This is a genomic window from Xenophilus sp., assembly GCF_044462705.1.
Taxonomy (GTDB): Bacteria; Pseudomonadota; Gammaproteobacteria; order Burkholderiales; family Burkholderiaceae_C; genus Xenophilus; species Xenophilus azovorans.
Genome location: NZ_JBIQNC010000043.1, coordinates 19,307 through 27,239 on the forward strand (window position 1 = coordinate 19,307; position 7,933 = coordinate 27,239).

The 7,933-nt window shown below is 73.7% G+C and carries 2 protein-coding genes; both read left to right on the forward strand.

What is annotated here, in order from left to right:
* Positions 1–25 precede the first annotated feature (25 nt).
* Positions 26–2,293 carry a methyl-accepting chemotaxis protein gene (locus ACIY1X_RS09400; protein WP_399680001.1) on the forward strand — a complete coding sequence of 756 codons (2,268 nt, stop codon included), beginning with the start codon at positions 26–28 and terminating at the stop codon, positions 2,291–2,293.
* Between the two features lie 31 nt (positions 2,294–2,324).
* A partial coding sequence (locus ACIY1X_RS09405; protein WP_399679999.1) for an Hpt domain-containing protein occupies positions 2,325–7,933 on the forward strand: 5,609 nt, incomplete at its 3' end.

Below are 7,933 nucleotides of genomic sequence, written 5' to 3' on the forward strand. Positions count from 1 at the left end.
GTTGTTGCCCACCCGCGAGGACGGCGTGCCCGCGAACGGCGATGCCGCGGCGCTGGCGTTCGACAACCTCGAGACGCTGCAGCCGCCGGAGGACAAGACCGTCTACATCCCGCGCGAGGCCGCCGCGCCCGCGCCGGCCCCTGCGCCGGTGGTCGAGGCGCCGGTGGAGCTGCGGCCCAGCCGCGACGAGGCCGAGGCTGCCGCCGCATCCGCGGAGGGCGGCTCCCCGGTCGCGCCGGTGCCGGTGCCGCCGGTGAACCGCTCCGCGCGCCAGCAGCGCCTGCTGTCGATCGTGCTGGCGGTGCTGGTGCTGCTGCTGCTGCTGACGGCCGGCTCGGCCATCCTGCACGCCGACCGCGTCGCGCAGCAGGTGGCGGCCACCGGCCAGTCGCTGATGCAGTCGCAGCGCCTGGCCAAGTCCGTGTCGCAGGCGCTGGTGGGCACGCCCGCCGCCTTCGACGAGGTCAAGGACAGCGCGGACGACCTGCTGCGCCAGGTGCGCGGCCTGGCCGGCGGCGACGAATCGCTCGGCCTGGCGCGCGTCGGCGCGCAGTACGACGGCGAGATGCAGAAGATCGAGCCGCTGGTCAACCGCGCCGAGAGCAGCGCCAAGGTGGTGCTGGACCAGAAGCAGATCCTGACCCAGGTGGGCACGGCGCTGCGCACCATCAACCGCCAGTCTTCGGATCTGCTGGAGATGGCCGAGACCGTCGCCTCGCTCAAGATGCAGCAGAACGCCACGGTGCCCGAGATCTCGGCCGCCGGCCAGCTCGTGATGCTGACGCAGCGCATCGGCAAGTCGGCCAACGAATTCCTGACGGTGGAAGGCGTGAGCCCCGACGCCGTGTTCTTGCTGGGCAAGGACCTCAACAGCTTCCAGGACATCGCCCGCGGCCTGCTCGACGGCAACGCGCAGCAGCGCCTGCCCGGCACGCGCGACGCGCAGACGCGCGAGCAGCTCGACGCCATCCTCAAGACCTACGAGCAGACCCGCACGCAGGCCAGCGCCATCCTGGGCAACCTGCAGGGCCTGGTGGCCGCGCGCGAGGCGCAGTCCACCATCCTGGCCGACAGCGAGCCGCTGCGCACCTCGCTGGGCACGCTGCAGGCCGAGCTGTCGGACCAGAGCGGCCTGGGCGCCGGCACGCTGCTGATGCTGGTGGTGCTGGCGGTGGCCGCGCTGGCGGTGGCGGCCGCCATCGGCTACGTGCAGGTGCGCGAGGGGCGCGAGCGCGCCGCCGAGGCCGAGCGCGAGCGGCTGGAGGCCGAGCGCGCCAGCGAGGAGGCCAACCGCATCAACGCGGCCAACCAGGCGGCCATTCTTCGCCTGATGAACGAGCTGCAGACGGTGGCCGAGGGCGACCTGACGCACGAGGCGACGGTGACGGAGGACATCACCGGCGCCATCGCCGACTCGGTGAACTACACGGTGGAAGAACTGCGCCTGCTGGTGGGCAACGTGCAGAACACGGCCACCCGCGTGGCGCAGACCACGTCGCAGGTGGAAAGCACCTCGACCGAGCTGCTGGCCGCCTCCACCGAGCAGCTGCGCGAGATCCGCGAGACCGGCCAGTCGGTGCTGACGATGGCCGAGCGCATCAACGGCGTGTCCTCGCAGGCGCAGGAATCCGCCTCGGTGGCGCGCCAGTCGCTGCAGGCCGCTTCCTCGGGCCTGCAGGCCGTGCAGAACGCGATCGGCGGCATGAACTCGATCCGCGACCAGATCCAGGAGACCTCCAAGCGGATCAAGCGCCTGGGTGAGTCCTCGCAGGAGATCGGCGAAATCACCGAACTGATCTCGGACATCACGGAACAGACCAACGTGCTGGCCCTGAACGCCGCCATCCAGGCCGCGTCCGCCGGCGAAGCGGGCCGCGGCTTCTCGGTGGTGGCCGAGGAAGTGCAGCGGCTGGCCGAGCGCTCCGCCGACGCCACGCGCCAGATCTCGGCGCTGGTGAAGGCCATTCAGACCGACACGCAGGACGCGGTGGGCGCCATGGAGCGTTCGACGCAGGGCGTGGTGGAAGGGGCCAAGCTGTCCGACAACGCCGGCACGGCCCTGTCGGAGATCGACCGCGTGTCGCGCCGCCTGGCCGAGCTGATCGAGCAGATCTCGCAGTCCGCCTCCCGCGAGGCCGAGTCGGCCAACGTGGTGGCCGCCAACATCCAGCACATCTTCGCCGTGACGGAGCAGACCGGCGAGGGCACGCGCGAGACGGCCAAGCAGGTGCGCGAACTCTCGCACATGGCCGAGGAGCTGCGCCAGTCGGTGGCCCGCTTCAAGATCGCCTGACGACAGACATCCTCTTATCGCGAGCAGCCACGTGTCGAATCGCCCGTCCGCCAACGCCCCGGTCGCGGGCAACGCCCCCGCTTCCGAAGACCTCGGGCCGCTGGCCTGGGTGATCGGCGAAGTCCAGAAATCGATCGAGACCGCCGGCAAGTCGCTGCGGCGCCAGGCGCGCGAAGGCGCGTCCGAGCAGGACAGCGGCCCGCTGCGCATGGCGCGCCAGCAGCTGCACCAGGCCGTCGGCGCGCTGCAGATGGTCGGCCACGCGGCACCGGCGATGGTGCTCGGCGCCATGGAGTTCGCCGTCCAGAGCTTCGTGCTGGAGCCGGCCCGGTGCACCGACGCCGCAGTGCAGAAGGTGGAGCAGGCCGGCTTCGCGGTGGGCGACTTCCTCGCCGCCGTGCTGGCCGGCAAGGCCGTCTCGGCGGTGGCGCTGTTCCCGCAGTACCGCGACGTGCTGGAGCTGGTGGGCACCGAGCGCGTGCACCCGGCCGACCTGTGGACCTATCCCTGGGTCTGGGCCGAGGTGCCGAAGCCGGCCGGCTTCCGCACCATGATCTACGACCCGGCCGTGCGCACCCAGCTCGACCGGGACGTGCTGAAGGTCGTCAAGGGCGGCGACGAGGCGGCGGCCCGGCGCCTGTCGGTGGTGTGCGCCGGCCTCGGCCGCGGCGCGGCGCAGCCGCGGGTGGCCAGCTTCTGGATGCTGGCCGGCGGCTTCTTCGAGGCGCTGTCGCTGTCGCTGCTGCCGCCCGACATCTACGTCAAGCGCGCCGCCTCGCGCGTGCTGCTGCAGTACACGACGCTGGCCCGCGGCGACACCACCGTGTCCGACCGGCTGGGCCAGGACCTGCTGTTCTTCTGCGCCCAGGCCGTGCCCACGCCGCGCGACGAGGCGCCGCTGCTGCGCGCCGTGCGCGTGGGCTGGGGCGTGTCCAACCACGAGCAGGTCGACTACGCCACGGTGCAGTTCGGCCGCTTCGACCCGAACGTGCTGGCCCAGGCCCGCAAGCGCATCGAGACCGCCAAGGAGATGTGGTCGGCCCTCTCGGGCGGCGATCTCTCGCGGCTGCGCCAGGTGGCCGACACCTTCGCGCAGCTCGGCGAATCGCTGCTGAAGGTGCATCCGGCCAGCGCGCCGATGGTGCAGGCGCTGCACAACGCGGTCGACGCCTCGCTGCGCTCGGGCCGCGCGCCCTCGACCGAGCTGGCGATGGAGGTGGCGACCTCGGTGCTGTACCTGGAGGCCGCCTTCGAGGACCTCGACCCGCAGGACCGGCAGCTCACCGCCCGCACCGTGCAGCTGGCCGGGCGCATCGAGCGCGCCCGCGAGGGCGGCCGCCCCGAGCCGCTGGAACCCTGGATGGAGGAGCTGTACCGCCGCGTCAGCGACCGCCAGACCATGGGCACCGTGGTCGACGAGCTGCGCGCGCACCTGTCCGAGCTGGAGAAGTCGCTCGACCAGTTCTTCCGCCGCCCCACCGAGATGGGGCTGCTGCGCACCGTGCCCAACCAGCTTCTGCAGATGCGCGGTGTGTTCTCCGTGCTCGGGCTGGAGCAGGCCGCGCGCACCGTGCAGCGCATGCGCGACAACGTCGACCACCTGATGGCCGGCGGCAGTGCCGCGGGCGGGCAGCACGTCGAGTCGCTGGGCAACAACCTCGGCGCGCTGGGCTTCCTGATCGACATGCTCGGCTACCAGCCGGCGCTGGCCAAGCGGCTGTTCGTGTTCGACGACGAGGCCGGCGAGCTCAAGCCGCTGATGGGCCGGCAGGTCGATGCCAGCGCGCCCATCCACGGCATCGGCGCCGACCTGGTGGCCGCGCCCTCGGGCACCGTGGTGCAGGCCGACACCGTGCTCAGCGTGGACGAGGTGGACGCGCAGATCGCGGCCCGCCTGGCGGCGCTGGCGGTGCCGAAGCCCGGCGCCTCGGCCGCGCCCGCGCTGGAGGAGTTCAGCCGTGCCGCCGAGAGCTGGACCGCCAAGATCACCGGCCCGGCGCCGCTGGAGGTGCTGCCCGACACCGAGGTCACCGAGCTGGAGGAGGACGACCTCCAGAACATCTTCCTGGAAGAGGCCACCGAGGTGATCCAGGGCGGTCAGGCCGCCATCGGCAACCTGCGCGACAGCGCCGCCGACATGGGCGAGCTGACCGTGCTGCGCCGTGCCTTCCACACCCTCAAGGGCAGCTCGCGCATGGTCGGGCTGATGGAGTTCGGCGAAGCCGCCTGGGCCTTCGAGCAGGTGCTGAACACCTGGCTGGCCGACCAGCGCCCCGCCACGCCGGCGCTGCTGGACGGCACGGCCGCTGCGCTGGGTCAGTTCTCGCAGTGGGTGGAGGCCATCGCCTCCGGCCAGCCGCACGCCTGGCAGGCCGCGCCGATGCGTGCCGCCGCCGAGGCGCTGGCCAACGGGGACGAGGTGCCCGCGCCTGCGGCCACGGCCCTGCCGGACGCCGAGGCGCTCGCCGTCGCGGCGCGGCAGATCGCTGCCGAGCCGCCGGTCGCCGAGCCGCCCGCCGTCGACCGCGCGGACGCCCCGACCGACCTGGCGCCGCTGCACGAGCTGCCGCCGCTCGACCTGGACTTCGACATCGAACCCCTGCCGGGCGAGCGGGAGCCGGCCGCCGCGACCGAAGGCACGCCGCCCGACACCGACTGGGGGCACGACGACTTCGCCGTCACGGACATCCTGCCGTCGCGCAAGGGCCCTGCGGCACCGGCAACGCCGGCCGCGCTGGCGGGCGGCGAGGACATCGACTTCCTGGCCGCCGCCCCGGCGCCGGTGCCGTCCGCGGACGCGCCGCTGGACTTCGAGCTGCCGCTGGAGCCGGACGCCGAAGCCGCCGAGGAGGCCATGCAGGACACGCCGCCGCCGGTGGAGCAATCCGGCGTGTCGGCCGAGGCCGAAGAGGACGCTGCCGCGCCCGCGCAGCCCGAGCCTGCACAGGCCGAGGCCGCCCCGGCCGAGCCGGCCCCTGCGGAAGACCTGGCGATCGCCGCGGCCGAAGCCGCCGAAGAGCAGGTCAAGGTCATCGGCCCGCTGCGCATCGGCATCCCGCTGTACAACGTCTACCTGAACGAGGCGGACGAATGGTCCCGCCAACTGGCCATCGACGTCGGCGAGTGGGCGGCCCAGCCGGACCAGCCCATCGGCGAGTCCACCGTCGGGCTGGCGCACTCGCTGGCCGGCAGTTCGGCCACGGTCGGCTTCCACGGCCTGTCGAACATGGCGCGCCTGGTCGAGGCGGCGCTGGACCACCTGCACACGATGGGCCGCGGCACCGGGGCCCAGGGCCGGGTGCTGGTGGCCGCCGCCGAAGAGGTGCGCCGGCTGCTGCACCAGTTCGCCGCCGGCTTCCTGAAGGAGCCGCAGGCGTCCGTGCTGGACGATCTGCGCGAACTGGCGTCCTCACCCCTGTCCGCCGCGCCTGCTGCGGAAACGGCCGAGGCGCCTGCGCCGGCCCTCGCGCCCGCTGCGCCCGCTGCGCCCGCTGCGCCCGCCACCCTGGCGCAGGCCATCGCGGCACCGGCAGAGCTGGACGAGGACGGCGACGACACCATCGACCTCGCCGACGCGGTCGATCCCGACCTCTTCCCCGTCTTCGAGGAAGAGGCGACCGAGCTGCTGCCGCGGCTGGGCGCCTCGCTGCGCGCCTGGAGCCACCATCCCGACGATGGCCAGCACCGCGCCGCGGCGCTGCGGGCCCTGCACACGCTCAAGGGCAGCGCGCGGCTGGCCGGCGCCATGCGCCTGGGCGAACGCGCGCACCGCATGGAGTCGGCGATCGAGGGGATCGCCGTCGACGCCGGCGAGCGCGCCGCCATCGAGGCCCTGCTGGGCCGCTTCGACATCCTGCAGAACACCTTCGACCGCCTGCGCGCGGCCGATTCCGCCGGCCAGGCCGAGCTGGTGCAGCGGGCCGCCGCCGCGGTGGCGGCCGCGCCCGCGGTGCCGGCCATCGTGGTCGAGAAGGCCGAGGCTACCGAGCCGGCTGCCGCGGCGCCCGCGCCCGCCCGGCCCCTGCCGCGCCCGGCCCAGCCGGTGGCGCTGCCGGCCCGCGCCGGCTCGGGCCAGACCGTGCGCATCCGTGCCCAGTTGCTCGATCGCCTGGTGGCCCAGGCCGGCGAGGTGATCATCACCCGCTCGCGCCTGGAGGCCGAGCTGGCCCAGTTGCGCAGCTCGCTGGGCGACCTGACCGGCAACCTCGACCGCCTGCGCCAGCAACTGCGCGACATCGAGGTGCAGGCCGAGAGCCAGATGCAGTCGCGCCTGGCGCAGGCCAAGGACACGCAGCAGTCCTTCGACCCGCTAGAGTTCGACCGCTTCACCCGCGTGCAGGAACTCACCCGCATGATGGCCGAGTCGGTCAACGACGTGGCCACCGTGCAGCGCACGCTGCAGAAGGCGGTGCAGGCGACGGAAGACGACCTGTCGGCCCAGGCGCGCCAGACGCGCGAGCTGCAGCGCGGCCTGCTGCGCACCCGCATGGTGGAGTTCGAGGGCCTGTCCGACCGCCTCTACCGCGTGGTGCGCCAGGCGTCGAAGGACACCGGCAAGCAGGTGCGCCTGGACATCACCGGCGGCACCATCGAGATGGACCGCGGCGTGCTCGACCGCATGACGCCCGCCTTCGAGCACCTGCTGCGCAACTGCGTGGCCCACGGTATCGAGGACGCGGCCGCGCGCGAGCGCGCCGGCAAGGAGCCGGCCGGCCTGATCACCATCGACCTGCGGCAGGAAGGCAACGACGTGTCGGTCGGCTTCCGCGACGACGGCGCCGGCCTGCCGCGCGAGCGCATCCTGGCGCGCGCCCGGGCGCAGGGCCTGGTGGCGGCGGGGCAGGAGCCGAGCGACGAGGAAGTCGCCGAGCTGATCTTCCGGCCCGGCTTCTCCACCGCCGCCGAGGTGTCGGAGCTGGCGGGCCGCGGCATCGGCATGGACGTGGTGCGCTCCGAGGTGGCCGCGCTGGGCGGCCGCATCGAGACCCGCAGCGCCGAGGGCAAGGGCACCGAGTTCAAGCTGGTGCTGCCGCTGACCACCGCCGTCACGCACGTGGTGATGCTGCGCGCGGGCGAGGTCTCGGTGGGCGTGCCGGCCAACCTGGTCGAACTGGTGCAGCGCGCCGGCGCCGACGACCTGGCGCGCGCCTACGCGAGCGGCCACCACGTCTTCGGCGGCGAGGAGGTGCCCTTCTTCTGGGCCGGCGCGCTGCTGCAGTCCTCCGCGCGCAGCGAGCGCCCGGCAGGCCGGACCAACACCATCGTCGTGGTGCGAAGCGCCGCGCAGCGCGTCGCGCTGCACGTGGACGAAGTGCTGGGCAACCAGGAAGTGGTGGTCAAGAACCTCGGGCCGCAGCTGGCGCGCGTGCCGGGCCTGGCGGGCATCTCGGTGCTGGCCTCCGGCGCGGTGGCGCTGATCTACAACCCGGTGGCGCTGGCCGCGCTGCACGGCGATGCGGCGCGGCAACTGCAGGCCGGCGCGCTCGTGTCCCGGCCCGCGGCGGCGGAGACGGTGGCGCCCACGGCCGCGGCGGACCAGCCCCAGGGCCCGGCGGCGGCGCTGGCCCTGCCGGCGCACGCCGAGGTGCCGCTGGTGCTGGTGGTGGACGACTCCATCACCGTGCGGCGCGTCACCCAGCG